The sequence below is a fragment of the Streptomyces sp. NPDC007808 genome, assembly GCF_042868655.1.
In the GTDB taxonomy this organism is placed as follows: Bacteria; Actinomycetota; Actinomycetes; order Streptomycetales; family Streptomycetaceae; genus Streptomyces.
This window is the reverse complement of sequence record NZ_JBIAEQ010000007.1, coordinates 146,449-169,277: the sequence shown is the minus strand read 5'-3', so window position 1 is coordinate 169,277 and position 22,829 is coordinate 146,449. Positions and strand designations below refer to the sequence as shown.

The window sequence follows — 22,829 nt, the reverse complement described above, 5'->3', positions numbered from 1 at the left end:
CCTTCGTGAAATCTCTTCGAACAGTTCGAAGGGATGCCGTGAGTCTTCTTGATCGATGCCGCCGGATCAAGGGCATATGTGAACGGCGAGATTCTCTCGCCGCACCACCCCGACTGTCGTCGGATTGCCGCGCTGGCCGACATTTACCGCTAGTTACCTGGCTGTCGACGAACTGGAGCTTCGACCTCCGAAAACGTTCGCCGTCTTCCCGCCATTGGCTGTGTCACAGATCACAACACGGGTGTGAACCGATCAAGGCTGTCGGATCGACGAGGAAGTGTGATGTCCGAACGAAGGGGTCTGCAGACCGACGGTGAGCTCATGGAGGCCGTGGCCGAGGGGGATCGGGATGCCTTCGAGGAGCTCTTCCGCAGGTTCGCGCCCTGGCTCAGAGGGCGGTTGCGCCAGCGGTGTGCCGACCCCGTACTCGTGGACGAGGTCGTCCAGGACGTCTTCGTGGAGGTCTGGCGACGGCGTGAACGCCGCAGGAGCGGGCGCGTCGACCAAGTCGGCGACGTGAGTGGGTGGTTATGGCGAGTCGGGACGCGCAGGCTGATCGACGCACAGCGAGCGCAGGAACGGCGGGGCCGGCTGCTGAGCCGTCTGGCGGGGCTGCCCGGACGACACGCGGTGTCCGCGGAGGAGCAGCTCCTGGCGGAACTCGGCGACGGCGCGCTGGCCGCGGTGGAGTTCCTGCCCGCCGATCTCAGGGCCGTGGTCCGGGCGACGGCACTCGAAGGGCTGACGGTCCAGGAGACGGCCGAGCGGCTGAGCATCCCGGCCGGAACCGTCAAGTCCCGCTCCTCCCGGGCCAGAAGGCTGCTCAGGGAACGGCTGCTGCCTTGACGGCGCTCAGCGGCGGCACAGCGGTGACGAGCACGTGCGGCGCAGAGCCGGGGACGACGGACGACAGGGGCAGGAGGAGAAGCCGATGAGTGTGGCACGACCGTCCGACAGGGGCCCGGATCCCGCCCCCGAGAGCGCATCGGCGCACCTCAGCCCGACGGTGCTTCAGGCGTACGCGACCCGACCGCTCCCCAGGGCGGCCAGGACGCCGGTCGAGGCGCACCTCGACCTGTGCCCCACCTGCCGGGAGCGGCTCTCCCCGCTCATGATGGACGAGGCGGAGCTCAACTCCTTGTGGGAACGGGTCGACCGTGCCACCGACGAGCCGACGCGAAGTCTGCTGGAACGGTGCGCCCTGCGCCTCGGCGTCCCCGAGGACGCCGCCCGGCTGTGCGCGGCGATGCCCGCGCTGCGCTGGTCCTGGTGGGGCGGGGCCGCCCTGCTGGTGATGCTGACCGTGGCGGCCGCTCGCTGGAGCGAGTCCGCCTCGGCGCCGCTGCTGTTCTTCGCCCTCGTACCGGCCCTGTCGGCCGTCGGCGTGGTCGCGGTCACCGGCCAGCGTTTCGACCCGGCGTACGTATGGCTGGCGGTCTCGCCGCTGGGCGGATTCCGCGTCGTCCTGCTGCGTTCGGCCGCCGTACAAGTGCTGAGTCTGCTGCTGAGCACCGCGGGCGCCGCCGGCCTGCCCCTGCCGTTCCCGTACATGCTCGGCTGGCTCGTGCCCTCCCTCATGCTCACGGCGGTCTGTCTCGCGCTGTCGAGTCGTATGGACGCCCTGCCGGCCATCACCTCCACACTCACGGCCTGGGCCGTCTGGCTCACGGCCACCTACGACTCGGGCCTGCCCGCGGCGACACGCATGCTCCAGCCGGGGACGCAGCTGGCCATGGCCGCCGTCGCCCTGCTGGCCACAGGCGCACTCGTCGTGCTGCGCGACGGATTCGACAGGTTCGACAAGCAAGGCCGCAGGGCCGCCCACGGGGGCCCGACCACGGGGACGAGGGGACTCGCGTAGATGCAATCCGCAACACAACACGTCACGTTGGACGATGTCAGCGTGCGCTACGGGCGCCACACGGCACTCAAAGGCGTCTCCCTCTCCCTGGAGCGGGGGGTGACCGGCCTGCTGGGGCCCAACGGCGCGGGCAAGACCACGTTGCTGCGCACCCTGGCCACGGCGAGCACCCCGGACGCGGGCACGCTGTCGGTACTGGGCCTCGACCCTCTGACGACCACGGGCCGGCAGGCCCTGCGACGGCGGCTCGGTTACCTCCCGCAGAACCCCGGGCTACCCGCCCACTTCACCGCGTTCGACTTCATCGACTACGTGGGCATCCTCAAGGAGATCAGCAACCGGGAGGCACGGCGCACCGAGGCCCGGCGGGTCCTGGACGAGGTCGGTCTGACGGCCGACCGGGGCAAGCGCATCCGTAAGCTGTCGGGCGGCATGCGCCAACGTGTCGGCCTGGCCGCCGCCATCGTCGGCGACCCGGAGCTGCTCATCCTGGACGAGCCGACCGTGGGGCTCGACCCCGAACAGCGTCTGCGTTTCCGTGAGCTGATCGCCGAACTCGGCGAGGGCAGGACCGTGTTGCTCTCCACGCACCAGACGGAGGACGTGGCAGCCCTCTGCCACAAGGTCGTCGTCCTCGACCACGGCACAGTGAAGTTCCAGGGCACCCCGACCGACCTGGCCCTGCTGGCACAGGGACGGGTCTGGAGCAGTGGCGAGCGCGCACCCGGCGCCCTCGCGGCCTGGCGCACCGGCGTCGGCACCTTCCGCAACATCGGTGTCCCGCCGGCCGACGCGACGCTGGTCGAACCGACCATCGAGGACGGCTACCTCCTTCTCCTCGACGGCGAGCGGACTGCGGCGGGTACGGCATGAGCAGGCACGGCACGAGTGAGCACGGTACGAGTGAGCACCGTATGAGCGGGCCCGACACAGGAGAGCCCCGCGAGCACGGCACGGGAGGCGACCTCACGACGCTGCCGGCCCCGGAGCCGAGCCCTGCGCACCGCGTTCCCGCACCGCCCGGCGACGCGGCGCGAGCCCAGTGGGCGCTGGCGCGGTTCGAGTGCGCGCGCGTGCTGCGACACCCGTCGTTCCTGGCCACCGTGTTCCTCTACCTCCTGCTGTGGGCGTACGAGGCGTGGAGCGACGGGCAGACCGGCCGGTACCCGGTGCTCCAGGACGAGGACCGGCACACCCAAATGCCGCTGCTCCTGCTGGCGGCAGGCACGCTCATCGCGACGCATCTGGCGACCACCCGTATGCACCGGCACGGGGCGCAGCCGCTTTGCGGGGTCCTCACCCTGCCCTTGTGGAGGCAGACGCTGGCCCACCTCGTCGCCGCTCTCCCACCCGCCGCGGTGGCAGCCGTGCTGACGGGGGCCCGCATCGCCTACGACGCCTCGGCCCCCACCGCCGTGGGCAGTCCCTCGCCGGTCGAACTGGCCACCGGACCCGTCGTCGTCCTCCTGGCCGGCTGTGCCGGAGTGACTCTGGCCCGGTTCACCCCGTCGGCCGCCGCAGGCCCCTTCGCCGCGCTGCTCCTCGGCGCTCTCGTACTGGGCAGTGCGCTGGACGTGCGCGGTATGAAGTGGGTGGGTCCGGTCGGCGTGGAGAGCGAGTTCGCCGCCCCCCTGCCCACCGACCTGATGCACCGGCCCGCCCTGGCACATCTCGCCTACCTGGCAGCCGTGACCGGCGTACTGGTCCTGCTCGCCCTGGTCCGGTCCGGAGCACGCGCACTGCCCACTCGGGCAGCGCTCGCCGTCCTGGCCGTCGCGGCCGTCGCGACCGGTGCCGTCCAGTACCGGCCGCTCCCCGACGACCTTGTGGCACGTCGGGCGGACGCCGAGAAACACCCCGGGGACCACCAGCGCTGCCGGGTCGCCGACCGGGTCACGTTCTGCGCGTTCCCCGAGTTCATGAACCGGACCGAGGACTGGGAACAGGTCACGGACGGCATCCTCGGCAAGGTCCCTGCAGACGAGCGGAGCGGGCCCTACCCGGTGCGCCAGCGGCTCTTCTTCGGTGGTGACCGGGACGGGGTCACCGACGCACCGCCACTTCAGGCATGGGCACGGGACGACGCCCGGCACCGCACACCAGGCGCCGTCACCGTCGGGACCGAGTGGGATACGGACGACATCGGCGGCACCGACATGCTCGGCTTCGCGGTGAGGTTCGCCGACCGGGCCGTCCCCGGCGCCGACCGGGAAGGCGAACCGGCCGCGGGCATGCTGTGCCGTGCCCGCGCCGTGACCGTGCTGTGGCTCGCGGCGCAGGCGACCCCGCAGACGGACGAAGCGCTCCGCTCCCTGGCCCGGCGCAGCTACGGCGGCATCTCCCTCGCGACCCTGGGCTCCTCCCAGGCGCTGTCCGTCAATGACCCCGAGGTCCAGGTCGTCCTCGACCTGCTCGACCGTGATGCGACCGACGTCGGCCGCCGTCTGAAGGACTCCTGGACCGCCCTGTCCGACGACCGTACGAGCACCGCGCAGGCGGCGCGGCTGCTGGGGGTGCCCGCTCCCGAGGACGCCGAGCGGGGATCGGAGGGCACGCCGTGCGAGACGCGCTGACCCTGCACACCGCTGTGGTGCCCCACCTGCTCCGTGTCGTACCTCGGATGCCGCTGGCCCTGGGCGCCGGTCCGGCCCTGGCGATCTGCGCACTGCCCCTGGTCCTGTCGACCGGCCTCCAGCCGAGCGACGCGGCCCTCCTGCTGCGCATCTCGGCGGTGCTGTGCGTCGTCCCCGCCGCGTTCGCCCTGGACGATCCAGCGGCCACCACCACAGCGGCACTCCCGTTCCCGCAGGCGGTACGCCGGTCGCTGCGGCTCGCGCTGCTCTGCGTACCGCTCGCCGTGATCTGGACGGCGTGCGGTCTCCTGCTCAAGGCCGCGATGAACCCGGACGACCGGGTCGCGCTGCCCCTGGCCGAACTGTGCCTGGAGGCGCTCGCCCTGGGGGCGGCGACGATCCTGCTGGCCGTGCTCGGCCTCCGCCTCAGCGGCGGGGAGCGCGGCAGCACCCTCGCCGCGCCGGGCAGCGTCCTGCTGCCCCTCGTGCTCGTCCTGAGCCCCGGACGCGAGCGGCTGTTCGCCGTGCCTCACAGCGCTTCCTGGGATGCGTCCCGTTGGGTGTGGGCCTCGGCTCTGGTCGTCACGGCCGCAATCACCGCCGTACTGCTGCGAGAGCAGCGTCCCACCGGGCAGCACCGTCATTCCGCCGGCCACGACGCCCCGGACTCGTCCCTCTCTGGAGACCCTCATGAAGCGATCCGTCCGTAACGCCCTGCTCGCGTGCGCCGCGCCTCTGCTCGTCCTCCTGGTCGGTCTGGTGACCGTCTCGGGTTCACAGACCACGACCGACGCCTCGGGCCACAGCACCACGAACACCACCGGCCTCACGGACGGTCCGGCTCTGATCGTCTACGCGGTCACCCTCGCGACGCTCGCCGCCTCGGTCCTCATCCTGCGCCGCAGCCGCCGGCGAGGGGAATGAGAACCGCCGGATCTCCCAACTCCCTTGTTAGCGTGCCCCCATGACGGAACCGACGACCTTCCCCATAGGCGGCGAACTGGAAGTACGGCGACTGGGATACGGGGCCATGCACCTGCGTCCCGAGACGGCCGAGGCGCGCGCGGACTGTCTCGCGGTCGTACGGCGCGCGGTCGGCCTCGGCGTCACGCTGGTGGACACGGCGCACATGTACGGCTGGGGTGCCAACGAGGATCTCCTCGCCGAAGCCCTGCACCCTTACCCGCAAGGGCTCGTGATCGCCACGAAGGTGGGCATCCGGCGTACCGCCTCCGGCGAGGGATGGCGGCACGCGGGCGAGCCCGGTGACCTGCGCGCCCAGGTCGACGAGGCCCTGCGCCGCCTCCGCCTCGACCGCATCGAACTGCTCCAGCTCCACCGCCTCGACCCGGGCGTCCCGCTCGCCGACCAGCTCGGCGCCCTGCGTGACCTGCGCGACGAGGGCAAGGTGGGCCACATCGGCCTGTCCGAGGTGACGGACGCCGAACTGGCCGAGGCACGCGGCATCGTGGACATCGCGAGCGTCCAGAACCGCTACAACCTGCTCGACCGCGAGCACGAACCCGTACTGAGGGCCTGTGAGGCGGCCGGAATCGCCTTCCTGCCCTGGCGGCCCGTCGCGGCCGGGACGACGGGGACGCGGTCGGAGATCGCCGCGGTGGCGAAGGAGGTCGGCGCCACCGCGACACAGGTCGTCCTGGCCTGGCTGCTGGCCCGCTCGCCGGTGATCCTCCCCATCCCGGGCACCACGAGCATCACGCACCTGGAGGAGAACCTCGGCGCGGACGCCGTTCACCTCACCCGCGAGCAGTACGACCGCCTCGACCGCGCCGCCGGGTCCGTCTGACCCGGCAGGCTCCCGGCCTTCGGCCCCAGATCTCAGGCGGCCTCGATGAGCCAGAACGGCGCCGCGTCCGCCAGCGGTGTCACCGACGTCACGGTCAGCCCCGCGCGCCCGCACACGTCCTCGAAGTCCGCGCGGGTGCGCTCCCGGCCGCCCACGTTGACCAGCATGTTGAGGTCGCTCAGGTAGGTGGCCTCGTCGTCCTCGACGGTTTCCGGCAGTACGGGCTCCACGATCAGCACCCGCCCTCCCGGCGGCAGCACCTCGCGGCAGTGGCGCAGGATCGTCACCGCCTGGTCGTCGGACCAGTCGTGCAGGATGCTCTTCATCAGGTAGAGCTGCGAACCGGCCGGGACGGCGCGGAAGAAGTCCCCGGCGACCAGGGAGCACCGCTGCTGAAGCCCGTGCCGCTCAAGGGTCCGCGGCGCCTGGGCGAGACCGTCCGTCGTGTCGAGGACGACGCCGGTGAGGCCGGGGTGGGCGGCGAGGACGGCGGCCAGGAGGGTGCCGTCGCCGCCGCCGACATCCGTGACCGAGGTGTACCGGCCGAAGTCGAAGGCGTACGGCAGCACCGCGGCGGTCTCCGCGACGGCCTGGCTCATCGCGGCGTTGAACTCGGCCGACAGTTCCGGGTGTTGGGAGAGGTGGCTGAAGAAGTCCGTACCGAAGACCGTGTCGAAGGCGATGTCGCCGGTGCGGACGCTGCCGTCCAGGTGCTCCCAGGCGCGGATGATCGCGGGCTCGGTGAACATCCGCACGAACGAGGTCAGGGACTCCGGGTGGGCCGGGTCGAGGAGGCTGCCCGCCGGGGTCACCGAGAAGGTGTCCGGGGCGTGTTCCCGCAGCAGGCCGAGGCCGGTCAGGGCGCGCAGCAGGCGGGTCATGGGCTGGACCTCGGCTCCGGCGGCGACGGCCACCTCGGCGGCCGGGCGCGGCTTGTCGCCGACCAGCTCCGGGACCTTCAAGCGGACGGCCGCACGCAGGGTCTGCGCGGCCATGCTCCCGAAGGCGAGACGGACGATCAGGTCGCGGTCGGCCATGCCGGCCGTTGCTCGGACGTCGGTGTCGGTGTCGGGCACAGAGGTGTCCCTTCAGTGAGTCGGTGTGGTGGAGAACGGTGTGGTGGAGAACGGTGTAGTGGAGCGGGGCGCGGTGGAGCGGGGCGCGGCTAGTCGGCGGACGTGACCGTTCCGGCCAGGGCGCCCGGCGTGCATCCGGCGAGGGCGAGCACATCGCGGTGAAGGTGGGACTGATCGGCGTAGCCGCAGGTCAGGGCGGTTTCGCTGATGCTCGCGCCCGCGCACAGCGCCCTGGCGGCGTGGTCGAAGCGGACCAGCATGGCGGCCCGCTTGGGGGTGAGGCCGATCTGCGCGCTGAACCGGGACCACAGCCGCTTGCGGCTCCACCCGGACGACGCGGCGAGGTCGTCGACCCGCACCCGTCCCCGGCGGGCCACGATGGTGTCCCAGGCGGCGGCGACCTCGGGCGCCATCGCCGGGGCACGGGCGGCCCGCCGGGCGAGGAAGTCGTCCATGAGCGCGAGGCGTTCCGACCACGTCCCGGCGTCGGTCATCCGCTCCCGAAGACGTCGCTCGTGCCGCCCCCACAGGTCCTCCAGGCCGGTCACCGACCCGTCGAGCTCGCGTGGCGGGACGCCCAGCAACGCATACGCGGCCCCGGGCGACAGGCACACCTCGACGCACTCGATCCCCTCACCGCGGACGCGGGCGGGGCCGGGCGACAACGAGGCGACGAAGCTCCGCGGAGACCGGGACCCGTCGGGGCCCTCGACGGTGACCAGCCCCTCCCCGAGCCCGATGACGACGACCACGACGGGCTGGGGCAGCACCCGCATGTCCAGCCCGGCGGCCGCGCGGTCGCGAAATCCGGCCATCCGGACGCCGTCGAGGGACGTGCCGGCGGGGAGGGCGACCTCCCAGCCGTGGTCGGTGCCGCGATGTACGGGGGCGGACCCCGGTTCCTGGCTGCGCATGCCACCAGCGTCCCCGACTCCGGCGGCCCTGTCTTGGACGAAAGTTCCGGGCGGACCGAGCGCAAAGAGGACAGGATCTGACCTCAATGGCTCCTAACGTGGTCCACGACCGCTGGAAGACACGTCCTTGGAGGCCGACGCCATGAGCGAGACCACCCCCGCCACCGCCACCGCCACCGCCACCGGTGAGCGCGCCGATCTGCTGGAGTCCCTGGCCAAGCACCGCGAGTTCCTGCGCCTGACCGCCCGTGATCTCACCGACGAGCAGGCCGGGCAGCGGACCACGGTCAGCGAGCTGTGCGTGGGCGGTCTCATCAAGCACGTCACGGTGGTGGAACAGAACTGGGTGGACTTCATCGAGCACGGCCCGTCGCCGAAGGCCGACTTCGACGCCATGACCGAGGAGGACTGGGCCCGGCGGGCCGACGAGTTCCGGATGCTGCCCGGCGAGACGCTGGCAGGCGTGCTGGCCGCGTACGACAAGGTGGCGCGCCGTACCGACGAGTTGGTGGCCACCCTGCCCGACCTCGACGTCTCCCACCCTCTGCCCAAGGCCCCCTGGTACGAGCCCGGTATCCGCTGGACGGCCCGCAGGGTGCTGCTGCACATCATCGCCGAGACGGCCCAGCACGCCGGACACGCCGACATCATCCGGGAGTCCCTGGACGGCGCGAAGAGCATGGGCTGACCATTGGCGGACGGCCCGGGGACTGGCACAGACTGGCACCCATGAACCACGCCCAGCTGACCGCCCTGGGCCGCGCCCTCCGCCTCCTCGGCGAGCACGGCGAGGCCCTCACCGCCACCACCCCGGACGCCAGGCTGCACGAGGTGAAGGCGGACCTGCGCCGCGCCCTCGACCTGCTCGACGAGAGCGTCGCCGGCGCCGCCCCCAGCACACGCTGCCCGGAGCACCCCACCGGCCCTGTCGACCCCGCCGCCCCCGACCTGTGCCTGCTGTGCGAGACCCGGCGCCGAGCCGCCCGCCGCTCCGAGTTCAACGGCCCCGCCCCCGCCGCACCCCGCACGTCCGAGCACCCCGTCCCCTCCCGCTACGGCGTCCGGGGTGACCGCCCCCAGCCCCAGCAGCGCTGGCTGCCGGAGCTGTGGAACGGGCAGGAGTGGCAGCTGTGCGGCACCCCGCGCCGGGACCGCCGGGAGGCCGAGCTCTATCTCGCCGCCCAGCGCCGGGGACCGCGTCCCGCGATGGCGTACCGGCTCGTGCACGAGTTCACGGACTACGAGGTGCTGCGTGTGTGGGGCACCCCGATGCGGGTCGACATCGAGCCGATGGGCAACCTGTAGGCGGCCTTCCGGCCAGGGCCTCGCCGCCGCGCCCGCCGGCGCCTCGGACCCGGCCGTCGGCCCGGGGGCGACCGGCTCCCCCGTCGGCCCCGGGACGACCGGCTCCCCCTGACGACGAACCCCTCGTCTCCCAGACGACCGCGGGGTGTCCGGGATCAGCTCAGCGTCTTGAGCGCCGCCGCGTCGTACGGCTTCAGCTCGTCGAGGCGGTCGCCGAGGACCTTCGCCGCCCACTCGGGGTCCTGGAGCAGGGCACGGCCGACGGCCACCAGGTCGAACTCCTCGCGCTCCAGGCGGTCCAGGAGGTCGTCGATGCCCTTGACCGCGGATCCCTCGCCCACGAAGGCCTGGATGAAGTCACCGTCCAGGCCGACCGAGCCGACCGTGATGACGGGCCTGCCGGTCAGCTTCTTCGTCCAGCCGGCCAGGTTGAGGTCGGAGCCGTCGAACTCCGGGATCCAGTAGCGGCGGGTGGAGGCGTGGAAGGCGTCGACACCGGCCGCGGCCAGCGGGGTGAGGATGGCCTCCAGTTCCTCGGGGGTCTCGGCGAGACGGGCGTCGTAGGCCTCCTGCTTCCACTGCGAATAGCGGAAGATGACGGGGAAGGAGGCGGAGACCTTCTCCCGCACGGCGGCCACGATCTCCGCCGCGAACTTCGTACGGGCCACCGGGTCGCCGCCGTACGGGTCCGTGCGGCGGTTGGTGCCCGCCCACAGGAACTGGTCGAGCAGGTAGCCGTGGGCGCCGTGGAGCTCGACACCGTCGAAGCCGATGCGCTCGGCGTCCGCGGCGGCCTGCGCGAAGGCGCCGATGACGTCGTCCAGATCGCTCCGGGTCATCACCTTGCCCGTGGGCTCGGTCGCGCCGATGCGCAGACCGGAGGGGCCGACGGCGGGGGCGTCCGCGAAAGGCGGCTGGCCCTGCTTGCGGACCATGCCGATGTGCCACAGCTGCGGGACGATCGTGCCGCCCGCCGCGTGCACCGCCTCGGCGACCTTCGCCCAGCCCGCGAGCTGCTCCTCACCGTGGAACCGCGGGACGCGGTCGCTCTGCCCTGCCGAGTCGTGACCGACGTACGTCCCCTCGGTCACGATCAGACCGACGCCGGCGGCGGCGCGGCGGGCGTAGTACGACACCACGTCCTCGCCGGGAACGCCGCCCGGCGAGAACATGCGCGTCATCGGGGCCATCGCGATGCGGTTCGGCACGGTCAGACCGTTGATCACGGCGGGCCGGGACAGGATCTGGGCCGCACGGGAGGCGGGGGTCTCGGTGACGGTCACGCGGGTCTCCTCGGGGGTGGGGTCTGCAAACCGGTAGGTATGTGCGCCTGCATTGTTGCAGCCTCTTAAGCAACTGATCGTACGGGCGCCGCATTCCCCGTCCCACCCCCTCCGGCCGTGACCCCGGACACGCCCGAGGGCGGCACCCCCTGTCTCCAGGGAGTGCCGCCCTCGGTAGGACGAGCCCGATCCGCGAGGGATCAGAAGTCCATGTCACCGCCCGGCATGCCGCCACCGGCGGGCGCGGCGGCCTTCTCCGGCTTGTCGGCGATGACGGCCTCGGTGGTGAGGAACAGCGCGGCGATGGAGGCGGCGTTCTGCAGCGCGGAACGGGTCACCTTCGCCGGGTCGATGATGCCCTCGGCGATCATGTCGACGTACTCACCGGTCGCGGCGTTCAGGCCGTGACCGACGGCGAGGTTGCGGACCTTCTCCACGACGACGCCGCCCTCAAGACCACCGTTGACGGCGATCTGCTTCAGCGGGGCCTCCAGCGCGAGCTTCACGGCGTTGGCGCCGGTCGCCTCGTCACCCTCCAGCTCCAGCTTCTCGAAGACCTGGGAGGCCTGCAGCAGGGCCACGCCACCACCGGCGACGATGCCCTCCTCGACGGCCGCCTTGGCGTTGCGCACGGCGTCCTCGATGCGGTGCTTGCGCTCCTTGAGCTCCACCTCGGTGGCGGCACCGGCCTTGATGACCGCGACGCCGCCGGCGAGCTTCGCCAGGCGCTCCTGCAGCTTCTCGCGGTCGTAGTCCGAGTCGCTGTTCTCGATCTCGGCGCGGATCTGGTTCACCCGGCCGTTGACCTGCTCGGAGGAGCCGGCACCGTCGACGATGGTGGTCTCGTCCTTGGTGATGACGACCTTGCGGGCCTTGCCCAGCAGGTCGAGCGTGGCGTTCTCCAGCTTGAGGCCGACCTCCTCGGAGATGACCTCGCCGCCCGTGAGGATGGCGATGTCGCCGAGCATGGCCTTGCGGCGGTCGCCGAAGCCCGGGGCCTTGACGGCGACGGACTTGAAGGTGCCGCGGATCTTGTTGACGACCAGGGTCGACAGGGCCTCGCCCTCGACGTCCTCGGCGATGATCAGCAGCGGCTTACCCGACTGCATGACCTTCTCAAGCAGCGGAAGCAGGTCCTTGACCGAGGAGATCTTGGAGTTGGCGATCAGGATGTACGGGTCGTCGAGGACGGCCTCCATACGCTCCATGTCGGTGGCGAAGTACGCCGAGATGTAGCCCTTGTCGAAGCGCATACCCTCGGTGAGCTCCAGCTCCAGACCGAAGGTCTGGGACTCCTCGACGGTGATGACGCCTTCCTTGCCGACCTTGTCCATGGCCTCGGCGATGAGCTCGCCGATCTGGGTGTCGGCGGCGGAGATGGAGGCCGTGGAGGCGATCTGCTCCTTGGTCTCGACATCCTTGGCCTGCTCCAGCAGGGCGGCGGAGACGGCCTCGACGGCCTTCTCGATACCGCGCTTGAGGGCCATCGGGTTGGCGCCGGCGGCTACGTTGCGCAGGCCTTCCTTGACCAGGGCCTGGGCGAGAACGGTCGCGGTGGTCGTACCGTCACCGGCGACGTCGTCCGTCTTCTTGGCGACTTCCTTGACCAGCTCGGCGCCGATCTTCTCGTACGGGTCCTCGAGCTCGATCTCCTTGGCGATGGACACACCATCGTTGGTGATCGTGGGGGCGCCCCACTTCTTCTCGAGGACGACGTTGCGACCCTTGGGGCCGAGCGTCACCTTCACGGCGTCCGCGAGCTGGTTCATGCCGCGCTCGAGGCCGCGCCGCGCCTCCTCGTCGAACGCGATGATCTTGGCCATGTGAAGTGGTCCCTCCAGGACTGGGGGTGATTCCTTCGGACCGCGCCCGCGCCCGCGACGGACGGCCTGCCTGCCTCGTGGTTCCTTGCCCCACCCGGCTTGCGGGCCTCACCGACCCGGTCCTTCGTTGTCACTCTCACCTTCAGAGTGCTAACGCCAATGATTAGCACTCGACCCAGGAGAGTGCAAGGCGCGCTCGCGAAGCGGGCGCTCATTGAGGGGCGGCGGTCGGGTGACGGACGGGTGCAAGCGGCTCTCGGTGTTCGGGCGGGGCGCACGCCCCGGCGCACACGGGCTTCGAGGGACCCCGGGCATGGCGAAGGGCCCGCACCCCGGGAGGTGCGGACCCTTCGAAGAACGTCGCTGCAGTGTCGACGCGTGCTTCAGCTGGTCGCCAGACGGACCATGTCCGCCTGCGGCCCCTTCTGGCCCTGCGAGATCTCGAAATCGACCCGCTGACCTTCCTCCAGGGTGCGGTACCCGTCCATCTGGATCGCGCTGTAGTGGACGAAAACATCCGCACCACCGTCGACCGCGATGAAGCCGTACCCCTTCTCCGCGTTGAACCACTTGACGGTGCCCTGAGCCATGCCTAACTCCCCTATTACTGGCCCTTGCACAGATCCACACTTCGCGGATCCGGGTCAGACCTCACCCCCCATCGGTCGGGGGCGTGCGCCGGAACGCGTCGACCGCGGCTGAATGTATCTGCCCAACTGCCGTCTGCAACAGGTCAATCGGACGAGAAATCCGGGCACGGCCGGTCGGGAATGTGGGGACAATTCCTCTGACTTCAGGTCAAGTCGGGCCCGGCAAACATGACAAAAGCCGCATAAAACCCACACAGTTTGGCTACTTCTTGTCGGGCATGCGGCAGAAATCCAGGGCTGTCGACTCAGGGATCGGCAGCGCGTTCCCCAACTGTACCTCGCTCAACCACACAGAATTGCCCCCTCCGCTTCTCTCACGGTGGGGGCAATTCGATGAACTCTCGGTAATTGGGGTTACCGAAGGTAATGATCGGTCATTCGGTCAGCCGTGTTCAGCCGCCGGCGACGGCCGGGATGATGGAAACGCCCGCTCCGTCCGGGGTGGCCGTCTCCAGCCCCTGCTCGAAGCGCACGTCGTCGTCGTTGACGTACACGTTGACGAACCGGCGCAGCTTGCCCTGGTCGTCGAGAACACGAGCGGCGATCCCGGTGTGGTTCTTCTCCAGGTCGGCGATGACCTCGCCGAGGTTCGTGCCCTCGGCAAAGACCTCGGCCCGACCGCCGGTGTAGGTGCGCAGGATGGTGGGGATGCGGACGGTCACGCTCATGCGAGGCCAGCCTCTCGGAAGGAGTCCAGGTTCGGGCGGATGGTGGCGGTGAGGCCGGTACCGGCCACCGCGTCGAGGGTCTTCAGGCCGTCGCCGGTGTTGAGGACGACGGTGGTCTTGGCGGGGTCGAGCAGACCGTTGTCGATCAGCTTCTTCGTGACGCCCACCGTCACCCCGCCAGCGGTCTCCGCGAAGATGCCCTCGGTCCGGGCGAGCACCTTGATCGCGTCGACGACCTGCTCGTCGGTCACGTCCTCCACCGCACCGCCCGTGCGGCGCGCGATGTCGAGGACGTACGGACCGTCGGCCGGGTTGCCGATCGCGAGGGACTTGGCGATGGTGTTCGGCTTCTGGGGGCGGACCACGTCGTGGCCGGCCTTGAAGGCGGCCGACACCGGCGAGCAGCCCTCCGCCTGCGCCCCGAAGATCTTGTACGGCCGGTCCTCGACCAGCCCGAGCTTGATCAGCTCCTGAAGACCCTTGTCGATCTTCGTGAGCTGCGAGCCGGACGCGATCGGCACCACGATCTGGTCGGGCAGCCGCCAGCCGAGCTGCTCGCAGATCTCGTACGCCAGGGTCTTGGAGCCCTCGGCGTAGTACGGCCGCAGGTTGACGTTGACGAAGCCCCAGCCCTCACCGGCCGGGTCGCCGATCAGCTCGGAGCAGAACCGGTTCACGTCGTCGTAGTTGCCCTCGATGCCGACGAGGTCACCGCCGTAGACGGCGGCCATGACGACCTTGCCCTGCTCCAGGTCGTGCGGGATGAACACGCACGAGCGGAAGCCGGCGCGCGCGGCGGCGGCGCCGACGGCACCGGCCAGGTTGCCGGTGGAGGAGCAGGAGAGCGTGGTGAAGCCGAAGGCGCGGGCCGCCTCCAGGGCCTGGGCGACGACACGGTCCTTGAAGGAGTGCGTCGGGTTGCCGGAGTCGTCCTTGACGAACAGCTTGCCGGCCTCGACACCGAGTTCGGCCGCGAGATTGTCGGCCTGGACGAGCTGGGTCCAGCCGGGGTTGATGTTCGGCTTGGTCGCCACGTCCGCCGGGACGGGCAGCAGGGGCGCGTAGCGCCAGATGTTCGCGGGTCCCGCCTCGATCCGCCTGCGGAGCTCCTCGGTTTCGTAGGCCGAGAAGTCGTACGCGATCTCCAGCGGGCCGAAACACTCCTCGCACGCGAAGACCGGTCCGAGGGGTACCCGGTGACCGCACTCGCGGCAGGACAGCGCCGCGGCGGGACCGAGGTCTACGGTGGATTCCGTGGTGCTTGCAACAGTCTGCACAGCCATGTGAGGCGAGGCCCTTTCTCCTCATCTTCCTCACGACGCACTTCGCCGTGAGACGGATTTGGCACCTTCCCAAGCCGGGAGCCTCGCGAAGTGGTCGCCAGTGACCTACGAGTACCGACTGGAGGGTTGCCGGGGCTTCATCGGGCCGTTTCCCTCTGCCCCTCTGGATGAGCTGTATGCGGTTGTGAACCGCGGCCGACCCTGGACATGCGATGGTCATCCGCGTTGTCCAAGACTGTAACCGACGGCCAGGACAGTTGAGATAGTCGTCCGAACCGCGAGACAACAGTGAGGAGCAGCCGACCGTGCTGGAAGAAGTCGAGCGCTGGCTGAGCACCCGCTCCTGGTCCGTGTCCGACCGCCCGCTGCACCACGTACTGGCCGCCAAGCAGCGTTCGGGCCAGTCGGTCTCCGTCGTGCTGCCGGCGCTCAACGAGGAGGAGACCGTCGGCGACATCGTCGCGATCATCCGACACGACCTGATACGGCAGATTCCGCTGGTCGACGAGATCGTCGTCGTCGACTCCGGGTCCACCGACCGCACCTCCGAGGTGGCCGCGGCGGCCGGCGCGACCGTGGTGCACCGGGACGAGATCCTGCCGCGCCTGCCGGCCGTGCCCGGCAAGGGCGAGGTCCTGTGGCGCTCCCTGCTCGTCACCCGTGGGGATGTCATCTGCTTCATCGACGCCGACCTGAAGGAGTTCTCCTCGGACTTCGTCTCCGGCATCGTGGGCCCGCTGCTCACCGAGCCGGGCGTCGACCTGGTCAAGGCGATGTACGACCGCCCCCTGGGCGCCGCGGCCGGACAGGGCGGCCGGGTCACCGAGCTGATGGCACGCCCGCTGCTGAACATGCACTGGCCGCAGCTGGCCGGTTTCGTGCAGCCGCTGGGCGGCGAGTACGCGGCCCGCCGCTCGCTGCTGGAGCAGCTGCCGTTCCCGGTCGGGTACGGCGTGGAGCTGGGCATGCTGGTCGACGCCCTGCACCTGGTGGGCCTGGACGCCCTGGCCCAGGTGGACGTGGGTGTGCGCAAGCACCGCCACCAGGACGGACAGGCCCTGGGCCGCATGTCCGCGGCGATCTACCGCACGGCCCAGCTGCGGCTGGCCCGCGGGCATCTCGTACGTCCCTGCCTGACCCAGTTCGAGCGCGGTGAGGACGGGTTCGAGCCGCGCACGTACTCCGTGGACACCGAGGAGCGGCCGCCCATGGTGGAGATCGCCGAGTACGCGGCGCGGCGGGTCGCGTAGGTGTCGCACACGGGCCGTATACAGGCCCGCCACTGAGTGGAACCGCACGTTTGAGCGTTTCCGTGCCGGGCTAGGTTGAGGCGTATGGCTTCCACGCAGGGTGCTGCAAAAGTGCTGGTCGCGTCGAACCGCGGCCCGGTTTCGTACACGGTGGCCGCGGACGGTTCGCTGAACGCCAAGCGCGGCGGCGGCGGGCTGGTCTCGGGGCTGTCCGCGATCGGCTCGGACGCGGACGCGCTGTGGGTGTGCTCCGCGCTCTCCGACGGCGACCGGGAGGCGGTCCGGCGCGGAGTCGCGGGGGCGGGCCGGGGCGGCGTGCGGATGCTCGACATCCCTGCCGAGGTGCACTCCGACGCGTACAACGGCATCGCGAACTCGGTGCTGTGGTTCGTGCACCACATGCTCTACCAGACGCCTCTGGAACCGGTCTTCGACGCGGAGTTCCGGCGCCGGTGGGCGTCGTACGAGACCTACAACCGGGCGTTCGCCGAGGCGCTGGCCGAGGAGGCGGCGCCGGGTGCCGCGGTGGTCGTGCAGGACTACCACCTGACCCTGGTGCCGGGCATGCTCCGCGAGCTGCGCCCGGACCTCAGGATCGGCCACTTCTCGCACACGCCCTGGGCACCGCCGGAGTACTTCCGGATGCTGCCGGACGACGTGGCCGGGCAGGTGCTGCGCGGCATGCTCGGCGCGGACCGGCTGGGCTTCCTCACCCGGCGGTGGGCGGACGCGTTCGAGGCGTGCTGCGACCGGTTCGCCGGAGGGCTCGGCGGCACCCGGGTCGGGGTGCACGGGCTGGGGGCGGACGCGGACTTCCTGAGGGCACGTTCCCGTGAGGCCGACGTCGTCGAGCGGATGACGGCGCTGAAGGGCGAGATCGGTGCGGCACCCGACGGGAGCGCCCGCCGGACGATCGTGCGGGTCGACCGGACCGAGCTGTCCAAGAACATCGCTCGGGGCCTGCTGGCGTACCGGCAGCTGCTCGACGACCACCCCGAGTGGCGCGAGCGGGTGACGCACGTGGCCTTCGCCTACCCCTCGCGGCAGGACCTGGCGGTGTACCGGGACTACACGGCCGAGGTGCAGCGGCTCGCCGAGGAGATCAACTCCCGGTACGGAACACCGGGTTGGACGCCGGTGGTGCTGCATGTCGAGGACGACTTCGCGCGCTCGCTGGCGGCGTACCGGCTGGCGGACGTGGCGCTGGTCAACCCCATCCGGGACGGCATGAACCTGGTCGCGAAGGAGGTGCCGGTCGTCTCCGACGAGGGATGCGCGCTGGTGCTGTCGCGGGAGGCCGGTGCCTTCGAGGAGCTGGGCGAGGACGCGATCGCCGTGAACCCGTACGACGTCGTCGGCACGGCGCGGGCCCTGCACGAGGCGCTGTCCATGGGACCGGAGGAGCGGGCGGAGCGCTCCAAGCGGCTGGCCGCGTCGGCGACCGCCCTCCCCCCGGCCCAGTGGTTCCTGGACCAGCTGCACGCGCTGGAGGAGGGCGACGCCGGTCAGTCCGCCTGATCGGCGATCTGCCGCAGCAGCCGTACGACGCCCTCCGGGCCGTCGACCACGAGGTCCGCCCGCTTGGAGAGCTCGGTGACCTCCTCGCTGCCGCTGCACACCAGCAGGCCCGGGACGCCGTCGGAGCGGAGTTCGTCGACGGCGGCGTACGCGGGAAGGTCCCCGAGGTCGTCCCCGGCGTACAGGACGGACCCGGCGCCCAGTTCGCGGACGTACTCGCTCAGTGCCCTGCCTTTGTCCATGCCGGGCGGGCGCAGTTCGAGGACCATCCGCCCCGGCTCGACGACGAGGCCGCTTCGGGCGGCGAGGTCGTGGAGGGGTTCACGCAGGGCCTCGAAGGTGCCCTGCGGGTCGGCCGCGCGGCGGGTGTGCACGGCGACTGCGTGCCCCTTGTCCTCGATCCACGTGCCGGTGCCCGCGCCGGTGCGCTCCAGGACCCGCGGCAGTTCGTCGCGGACGGCCGCGACGCCGGGGTGCGGGTCGGGGGCGGTGACCTCACCGCTGACGGCGTCCCAGCGTTCGGCTCCGTAGTGCCCGAGTACGACGAGGTGCTCCAGCCCCGCGACGCCCGCGAAGCCGCCGTACCGCACGGCCACCTCGGCCGGACGGCCGGTGATCACCGCCACGGCGGCCACCTTCGGCGCGAGCGCGACGAGCGCGGGCACGGCGTCGGGGTGGGCGCGAGCCCGCTCCGGGTCCGCCACGATCGCCGCGAGCGTCCCGTCGAAGTCCAGCGCCACCAGCGTGCCTGCGGGCCTCGCGAGGATGGCGTCCAGCCCGTCACGCCCCCGCGGGGTCACGGGTACCGGCAGAGATTCCTTGTGACTGCCCATACGGCGACCCTATCCAGGCTGGGCCCGGTGTACGCGTGGCCGCCCTCAGCGCTCCGCCCGCCGCGCCTCCCGGACCCGCCGCAGCCGGTTCACCGTGACCGGGTCGTGCGCCAGGGCGCGTGGGTCGTCCAGGAGGGCGTTCAGAAGCTGGTAGTAGCGCACGGGGGCCAGGCCCAGTTCCTCCCGTATGGCCCGCTCCTTCGCGCCGGGCCCCGGAAAACTTCGCCGTTCCAGGGCGAGGACGGCCTGTTCGCGCTCGGCGAGGCCGCCCTGCGTCCTGCTCCCGTCCTGGTGCTGGTCCATGCCCAGCACCGTAACCCCGGCCGCTGACAGTCGGCCCGGGCCGCCGCCTACTCCGCGTTCTCCACCCGCGCGGCCGTCGACTGCAGCTGGCCCAGGATCGTCGACGGGCTGCCACCGGCGGCCACCGTCCTGCCCATGTGCTGCTTGATCTCCGCGCTGACGGAGGCCCAGGACGTGTGGCCGACCGGGTACAGCTCGGACAGCGGCAGCTGCTCCAGGAAGGGCTTGAGGTCGGCGTCCTGCTTCGCCGCCGTCATCCGCGCGGACGCGGAGGTCGTGACGGGAAGGAGGTCGTAGCGCCGCGAGAAGTCCAGCACGTTCCGCTCGTCGTAGACGAAGTCGAGGAACTCGCCCGCCTGTTCGGCGTGCCCGTTCTGTTTGAAGGCCATCATCCAGTCGGCCACGCCCATGGAGACCTTGGTCGGTCCTTCCAGGCCGGGCATCGGCACCATGCCGAACTTCACGCCCTTCTTCGCCGCCATCTGCATCAGCGAGGGATGTCCGTTGAGCATGCCGACGTCACCGGCCGCGAAGGCGGAGAACGCGTCGGCCCGGTTGAGCTCTCCGGGCGCGACCGGCCCGGTGAGGCCCTTGCCGACCAGGTTGTTCTTCAGCCAGTTGAAGGTGGCGACGTTCTCCGCCGAGTCGAGGCTGTAGGTGCCGGTCTCGGGGTCGGTGTAGCCGCCCCCACCGCTGAGCAGCCACTGCATCGTCTCCGCCTGGGCCTCCTCGGGCCCGAGCGGCAGCGCGTACGGGTACTTCACGCCCTTCGCCTTGAGCGCCTGGGCGTCGGCTGCCAGCTCCTTCCAGGTCGTCGGCGGGGTGATGCCGGCCTCCTCGAAGAGGGTCTTGTTGTAGAAGAGCAGGCGCGTGGAGGAGGCGAACGGAATGCCGTACTGCACCCCGTTCACCTGGCCCGCGTCCGCGAGCTGGGAGACGAGGTCGCCCTGGACGGGGATGGAGAGCAGGTCGTCGGCCGGGTAGAGGAGGTCCTTGGCGGCGTAGTCGGCGTACGCGCCGATCTGCGCCAGGTCCGGCGCCTCCCCGGCGGCCACCATCCCCTTGACCTTGGCGTCGACGTCGTTCCAGGAGTACACCGTGACGTCGACCGTCACGTCGGGGTGCTGCTTCTCGTACTCCTCGACCAGCTTGTCCCAGTATTTCTGGGAACTGTTCACCGCGCTGTCGCCGTAGTCCGCCGCGACCAGCTTCAGCGTGACCTCGCCCGGACCGCCGGTCAGCCCGCAGCCGCCCAGGACCGCCGTCAGGCCCAGCGCGGACACCGCCGCGATCGTTCCGGTACGCCTACGCCGCTGCACGCAAAACCGCCCCACACCCATGTTCGAATACTTTCGAAACGTCATACAAATTGCCCCCTAAGGTCTACACCACGTAAGTGGACTAGACCTCTCGCGGGTACGCAAGACACACTGTCCCCGTGAGACATGTCATCGCCCTCGACGTGGGCGGCACCGGGATGAAGGCCGCCCTGGTAGGGGCGAGCGGCAGCACGCCTGCCGACGGCGCGCCCGGCACGGCACCCCTGCTCCACCGGGCCCGTCGCCCCACCGGGCGCGAGCGCGGGCCGGACGCGGTCGTCGAGGGCATCCTCGGCTTCGCCGCCGAGCTGCGCGCGTACGGCGAACAGCGCTTCGGCGAACCCCCGGCCGCCGTCGGCGTCGCCGTCCCCGGCATCGTCGACGCCGAGCGGGGCGTCGCCACCTACGCGGCCAACCTGGGCTGGCGGGACGTACCCCTGCGCAGGCTGCTGACCGAACGGCTCGGCGGCGTCCCCGTCGCCCTCGGCCACGACGTGCGCACCGGCGGCCTCGCCGAGGGCCGCATCGGCGCGGGCCGGGGCGCCGACCGCTTCCTCTTCGTCCCGCTCGGCACCGGGATCGCCGGCGCCATCGGCATCGAGGGGCGCGTGGAGGCGGGCGCGCACGGTTTCGCGGGCGAGATCGGCCACATCGTCGTACGGCCCGGCGGGGACCCCTGCCCGTGCGGGCAGCGCGGCTGCCTGGAGCGGTTCGCGTCCGCGGCGGCGGTGAGCGAGGCGTGGGCCGCCGCCTGCGGGGACCCGGAGGCGGACGCCGCCGACTGCGCCAAGGCCGTGGCGTCCGGCGACCCGAACGCCGTACGGGTCTGGCAGCGGGCCGTGGACGCACTCGCCGACGGCCTGGTCACCGCGCTCACCCTGCTGGACCCCCGCGTCCTGATCATCGGTGGCGGCCTCGCCGAGGCCGGGGAAACCTTGTTCACACCGCTGCGGGAGGCCGTCCGGCGGCGGGTGACCTTCCAGAAGCTGCCGGAGATCGTCCCCGCGGCGCTCGGGGACTCGGCCGGCTGCCTCGGTGCCGGACTCCTGGCCTGGGATCTCCTCGACCACATCGACCGTACGGAGGTAACCCCCTGATGGCCAACGCCCTAGGGGCGCGGGGAACTGCGCGAGAAACCACCCACCAGCCGCGGCCCGCGCACGGCAAGGCGCCCCTGGTCCTGTCCGGCGCCGACGTGGTCATGCCGACGGGAACCCTCGCCAAGGGCCACGTGGTCGTCGACGGCACCCGCATCGCCGGGACGGCACCGCAGAACGCCCACCGCATCGACCTGACCGGCCACTGGCTGGTCCCGGGCTTCGTCGACCTCCACAACCACGGCGGCGGCGGAGCCTCCTTCACCTCCGGCACCGCCGACGACGTGCTCAAGGGCATCCACACCCACCGTCTGCACGGCACCACCACCCTGGTGGCCTCCACGGTGACCGGCGACATGGGCTTCCTGGCCCGGCGGGCCGGTCTGCTGTCCGAACTCGCCGAGCAGGGCGACATCGCCGGCATCCACTTCGAGGGCCCCTTCATCTCCCCGTGCCGCAAGGGCGCCCACTCCGAGGAACTGCTGCGCGACCCGGACCCGGCGGAGGTCCGCAAGCTGATCGACGCCGCGCGCGGTCACGCGGCGATGGTCACCCTCGCCACCGAACTGCCGGGCGGCCTCGACTCCGTACGCCTGCTGGCCGACCACGGCGTGATCGCGGCGGTCGGGCACACGGACGCCACGTACGAGCAGACGGTGCGGGCCGTCGACGCGGGCGCCACGGTCGCCACCCACCTGTTCAACGCCATGCCGCCGCTCGGTCACCGCGAGCCCGGCCCGGTCGCGGCGCTGCTGGAGGACGAGCGGGTGACCGTCGAGCTGATCAACGACGGCACGCACCTGCACCCGGCGGCCCTGCAGTTGGCGTTCCACCACGCGGGCGCCGACCGGGTCGCCTTCATCACGGACGCGATGGACGCGGCCGGCTTCGGTGACGGCCGCTACATGCTCGGCCCGCTGGAGGTCGATGTGACGGACGGTGTGGCACGCCTCGTCGAGGGCGGCTCGATCGCGGGCTCGACCCTCACCCTCGACCGTGCCCTCAAGCGGGCGGTGACGATCGACCGGCTGCCGATCGAGGACGCGGTGGCCGCCCTGTCCGCCAACCCCGCCAAGCTGCTCGGCCGCTACGACCGCATCGGCTCGCTGGAGCCGGGCAAGGACGCCGACCTGGTCGTGCTGGACTCGGGCTTCGACCTCGTGGGCGTGATGCGCCGGGGCGAATGGGTGGTTGAGCCCCAACTGGGGTGATGTGTCCTGCTGTTGGGGGCGGCGGTTGTCCTGGGAGACTGGGACGTCCGCCGCC

General features: G+C 71.2%; 23 protein-coding genes and 1 riboswitch. Of the genes, 13 read left to right on the top strand and 10 right to left on the bottom strand.

Annotation, left to right across the window (positions count from 1 at the left end; translation table 11 throughout):
• The first annotated feature begins 282 nt into the window (after positions 1-282).
• From ACFYNL_RS26280 to ACFYNL_RS26250, 7 genes are all read left to right on the top strand, one after another.
• On the top strand, positions 283-846 hold the full coding sequence (locus tag ACFYNL_RS26280; protein WP_388807446.1) for an RNA polymerase sigma factor: 564 nt from the start codon (positions 283-285) through the stop codon (positions 844-846).
• An 85-nt stretch (positions 847-931) separates the two neighbouring features.
• Positions 932-1,861 (top strand): zf-HC2 domain-containing protein, encoded by a 930-nt coding sequence (locus tag ACFYNL_RS26275; RefSeq protein WP_388807445.1) that lies wholly within the window; start codon positions 932-934, stop codon positions 1,859-1,861.
• Positions 1,862-2,734 carry an ATP-binding cassette domain-containing protein gene (locus ACFYNL_RS26270; protein WP_388807444.1) on the top strand — a complete coding sequence of 291 codons (873 nt, stop codon included), beginning with the start codon at positions 1,862-1,864 and terminating at the stop codon, positions 2,732-2,734.
• Positions 2,735-2,775: 41 nt separating this feature from the next.
• Positions 2,776-4,434, top strand: a complete 1,659-nt coding sequence (locus ACFYNL_RS26265; RefSeq protein ID WP_388807443.1) for a hypothetical protein — start codon at positions 2,776-2,778, stop codon at positions 4,432-4,434.
• Positions 4,419-5,144, top strand: a complete 726-nt coding sequence (locus ACFYNL_RS26260) for a hypothetical protein (protein ID WP_388807442.1) — start codon at positions 4,419-4,421, stop codon at positions 5,142-5,144. The genes ACFYNL_RS26265 and ACFYNL_RS26260 overlap by 16 nt, the downstream gene beginning before the upstream one ends.
• A complete protein-coding gene (locus tag ACFYNL_RS26255; protein WP_388807441.1) occupies positions 5,125-5,358 on the top strand; it encodes a hypothetical protein in 234 nt (77 codons plus the stop codon). Before ACFYNL_RS26260 ends, ACFYNL_RS26255 begins: the two co-directional genes overlap by 20 nt.
• A gap of 40 nt (positions 5,359-5,398) precedes the next feature.
• Positions 5,399-6,241, top strand: a complete 843-nt coding sequence (locus ACFYNL_RS26250) for an aldo/keto reductase (protein ID WP_388807440.1) — start codon at positions 5,399-5,401, stop codon at positions 6,239-6,241.
• A 32-nt stretch (positions 6,242-6,273) separates the two neighbouring features.
• Here ACFYNL_RS26250 and ACFYNL_RS26245 read toward each other — a convergent pair whose 3' ends face one another.
• Both ACFYNL_RS26245 and ACFYNL_RS26240 read right to left on the bottom strand, forming a co-directional pair.
• On the bottom strand, positions 6,274-7,278 hold the full coding sequence (locus ACFYNL_RS26245; RefSeq protein ID WP_388807961.1) for a methyltransferase: 1,005 nt from the start codon (positions 7,276-7,278) through the stop codon (positions 6,274-6,276).
• A 128-nt stretch (positions 7,279-7,406) separates the two neighbouring features.
• Positions 7,407-8,231, bottom strand: coding sequence for a helix-turn-helix domain-containing protein (locus ACFYNL_RS26240; RefSeq protein ID WP_388807439.1), 825 nt, complete (start codon positions 8,229-8,231; stop codon positions 7,407-7,409).
• Positions 8,232-8,373: 142 nt separating this feature from the next.
• Between ACFYNL_RS26240 and ACFYNL_RS26235 the strand changes: the two genes are divergently transcribed.
• Together ACFYNL_RS26235 and ACFYNL_RS26230 are read left to right on the top strand one after the other, a co-directional pair.
• Complete coding sequence (locus tag ACFYNL_RS26235) at positions 8,374-8,919, top strand: DinB family protein (RefSeq protein WP_388807438.1); 546 nt, start codon at positions 8,374-8,376, stop codon at positions 8,917-8,919.
• Between the two features lie 41 nt (positions 8,920-8,960).
• The gene (locus ACFYNL_RS26230) at positions 8,961-9,536 is read left to right on the top strand and encodes a hypothetical protein (RefSeq protein WP_388807437.1); all 576 of its coding nucleotides are present in this window, start codon (positions 8,961-8,963) and stop codon (positions 9,534-9,536) included.
• 155 nt (positions 9,537-9,691) lie between these two features.
• On the opposite strand, the gene ACFYNL_RS26225 is transcribed toward ACFYNL_RS26230, so the two are convergent.
• The 5 genes from ACFYNL_RS26225 to thrC form a co-directional block, all read right to left on the bottom strand.
• The gene (locus tag ACFYNL_RS26225) at positions 9,692-10,819 is read right to left on the bottom strand and encodes an NADH:flavin oxidoreductase (protein ID WP_388807436.1); all 1,128 of its coding nucleotides are present in this window, start codon (positions 10,817-10,819) and stop codon (positions 9,692-9,694) included.
• A 200-nt stretch (positions 10,820-11,019) separates the two neighbouring features.
• A complete protein-coding gene (groL, locus tag ACFYNL_RS26220; protein ID WP_388807435.1) occupies positions 11,020-12,642 on the bottom strand; it encodes a chaperonin GroEL in 1,623 nt (540 codons plus the stop codon).
• 383 nt (positions 12,643-13,025) lie between these two features.
• Positions 13,026-13,232 (bottom strand): cold-shock protein, encoded by a 207-nt coding sequence (locus tag ACFYNL_RS26215; protein WP_019057200.1) that lies wholly within the window; start codon positions 13,230-13,232, stop codon positions 13,026-13,028.
• Positions 13,233-13,684: 452 nt separating this feature from the next.
• The gene (locus ACFYNL_RS26210; protein ID WP_388807434.1) at positions 13,685-13,960 is read right to left on the bottom strand and encodes a MoaD/ThiS family protein; all 276 of its coding nucleotides are present in this window, start codon (positions 13,958-13,960) and stop codon (positions 13,685-13,687) included.
• Positions 13,957-15,243 (bottom strand): threonine synthase, encoded by a 1,287-nt coding sequence (gene thrC, locus ACFYNL_RS26205; protein ID WP_388807433.1) that lies wholly within the window; start codon positions 15,241-15,243, stop codon positions 13,957-13,959. Before thrC ends, ACFYNL_RS26210 begins: the two co-directional genes overlap by 4 nt.
• Before the next feature lie 18 nt (positions 15,244-15,261).
• Positions 15,262-15,417, bottom strand: a riboswitch (SAM riboswitch).
• Positions 15,418-15,548: 131 nt separating this feature from the next.
• On the opposite strand from thrC, the gene ACFYNL_RS26200 reads away from it, so the two are divergent.
• Positions 15,549-16,493 carry a glucosyl-3-phosphoglycerate synthase gene (locus ACFYNL_RS26200; protein WP_388807432.1) on the top strand — a complete coding sequence of 315 codons (945 nt, stop codon included), beginning with the start codon at positions 15,549-15,551 and terminating at the stop codon, positions 16,491-16,493.
• A gap of 84 nt (positions 16,494-16,577) precedes the next feature.
• Entirely contained in the window at positions 16,578-18,011 is a 1,434-nt protein-coding gene (locus ACFYNL_RS26195; protein WP_388807431.1) for a trehalose-6-phosphate synthase, read from the top strand.
• On the opposite strand, the gene otsB is transcribed toward ACFYNL_RS26195, so the two are convergent.
• From otsB to ACFYNL_RS26180, 3 genes are read right to left on the bottom strand one after another with little or no spacing between them, the layout of a single operon-like run.
• Positions 17,999-18,844 (bottom strand): trehalose-phosphatase, encoded by an 846-nt coding sequence (otsB, locus tag ACFYNL_RS26190; RefSeq protein WP_388807430.1) that lies wholly within the window; start codon positions 18,842-18,844, stop codon positions 17,999-18,001. The two genes, ACFYNL_RS26195 and otsB, sit on opposite strands and share 13 nt — an antisense overlap.
• Before the next feature lie 45 nt (positions 18,845-18,889).
• The gene (locus ACFYNL_RS26185) at positions 18,890-19,147 is read right to left on the bottom strand and encodes a DUF3263 domain-containing protein (protein ID WP_388807429.1); all 258 of its coding nucleotides are present in this window, start codon (positions 19,145-19,147) and stop codon (positions 18,890-18,892) included.
• A 47-nt stretch (positions 19,148-19,194) separates the two neighbouring features.
• Positions 19,195-20,487 carry an ABC transporter substrate-binding protein gene (locus ACFYNL_RS26180; protein ID WP_388807959.1) on the bottom strand — a complete coding sequence of 431 codons (1,293 nt, stop codon included), beginning with the start codon at positions 20,485-20,487 and terminating at the stop codon, positions 19,195-19,197.
• Positions 20,488-20,585: 98 nt separating this feature from the next.
• Between ACFYNL_RS26180 and ACFYNL_RS26175 the strand changes: the two genes are divergently transcribed.
• Together ACFYNL_RS26175 and nagA are read left to right on the top strand one after the other, a co-directional pair.
• On the top strand, positions 20,586-21,563 hold the full coding sequence (locus tag ACFYNL_RS26175; RefSeq protein WP_388807428.1) for an ROK family protein: 978 nt from the start codon (positions 20,586-20,588) through the stop codon (positions 21,561-21,563).
• Entirely contained in the window at positions 21,563-22,774 is a 1,212-nt protein-coding gene (gene nagA, locus ACFYNL_RS26170; protein WP_388807427.1) for an N-acetylglucosamine-6-phosphate deacetylase, read from the top strand. The genes ACFYNL_RS26175 and nagA overlap by 1 nt, the downstream gene beginning before the upstream one ends.
• The last annotated feature ends 55 nt before the right edge of the window (positions 22,775-22,829 follow it).

Bases quoted from the DNA above. Each gene is read 5' to 3' on its own strand.
- ACFYNL_RS26280 (WP_388807446.1), top strand. From the start codon at position 283: ATGTCCGAACGAAGGGGTCTGCAGACCGACGGTGAGCTCATGGAGGCC.
- ACFYNL_RS26275 (WP_388807445.1), top strand. From the start codon at position 932: ATGAGTGTGGCACGACCGTCCGACAGGGGCCCGGATCCCGCCCCCGAG.
- ACFYNL_RS26270 (WP_388807444.1), top strand. From the start codon at position 1,862: ATGCAATCCGCAACACAACACGTCACGTTGGACGATGTCAGCGTGCGC.
- ACFYNL_RS26265 (WP_388807443.1), top strand. From the start codon at position 2,776: ATGAGCGGGCCCGACACAGGAGAGCCCCGCGAGCACGGCACGGGAGGC.
- ACFYNL_RS26255 (WP_388807441.1), top strand. From the start codon at position 5,125: ATGAAGCGATCCGTCCGTAACGCCCTGCTCGCGTGCGCCGCGCCTCTG.
- ACFYNL_RS26250 (WP_388807440.1), top strand. From the start codon at position 5,399: ATGACGGAACCGACGACCTTCCCCATAGGCGGCGAACTGGAAGTACGG.
- ACFYNL_RS26245 (WP_388807961.1), bottom strand. From the start codon at position 7,278: ATGGCCGACCGCGACCTGATCGTCCGTCTCGCCTTCGGGAGCATGGCC.
- ACFYNL_RS26240 (WP_388807439.1), bottom strand. From the start codon at position 8,231: ATGCGCAGCCAGGAACCGGGGTCCGCCCCCGTACATCGCGGCACCGAC.
- ACFYNL_RS26235 (WP_388807438.1), top strand. From the start codon at position 8,374: ATGAGCGAGACCACCCCCGCCACCGCCACCGCCACCGCCACCGGTGAG.
- ACFYNL_RS26230 (WP_388807437.1), top strand. From the start codon at position 8,961: ATGAACCACGCCCAGCTGACCGCCCTGGGCCGCGCCCTCCGCCTCCTC.
- groL (WP_388807435.1), bottom strand. From the start codon at position 12,642: ATGGCCAAGATCATCGCGTTCGACGAGGAGGCGCGGCGCGGCCTCGAG.
- ACFYNL_RS26215 (WP_019057200.1), bottom strand. From the start codon at position 13,232: ATGGCTCAGGGCACCGTCAAGTGGTTCAACGCGGAGAAGGGGTACGGC.
- ACFYNL_RS26210 (WP_388807434.1), bottom strand. From the start codon at position 13,960: ATGAGCGTGACCGTCCGCATCCCCACCATCCTGCGCACCTACACCGGC.
- thrC (WP_388807433.1), bottom strand. From the start codon at position 15,243: ATGGCTGTGCAGACTGTTGCAAGCACCACGGAATCCACCGTAGACCTC.
- ACFYNL_RS26195 (WP_388807431.1), top strand. From the start codon at position 16,578: ATGGCTTCCACGCAGGGTGCTGCAAAAGTGCTGGTCGCGTCGAACCGC.
- otsB (WP_388807430.1), bottom strand. From the start codon at position 18,844: ATGGGCAGTCACAAGGAATCTCTGCCGGTACCCGTGACCCCGCGGGGG.
- ACFYNL_RS26185 (WP_388807429.1), bottom strand. From the start codon at position 19,147: ATGGACCAGCACCAGGACGGGAGCAGGACGCAGGGCGGCCTCGCCGAG.
- ACFYNL_RS26180 (WP_388807959.1), bottom strand. From the start codon at position 20,487: ATGGGTGTGGGGCGGTTTTGCGTGCAGCGGCGTAGGCGTACCGGAACG.
- nagA (WP_388807427.1), top strand. From the start codon at position 21,563: ATGGCCAACGCCCTAGGGGCGCGGGGAACTGCGCGAGAAACCACCCAC.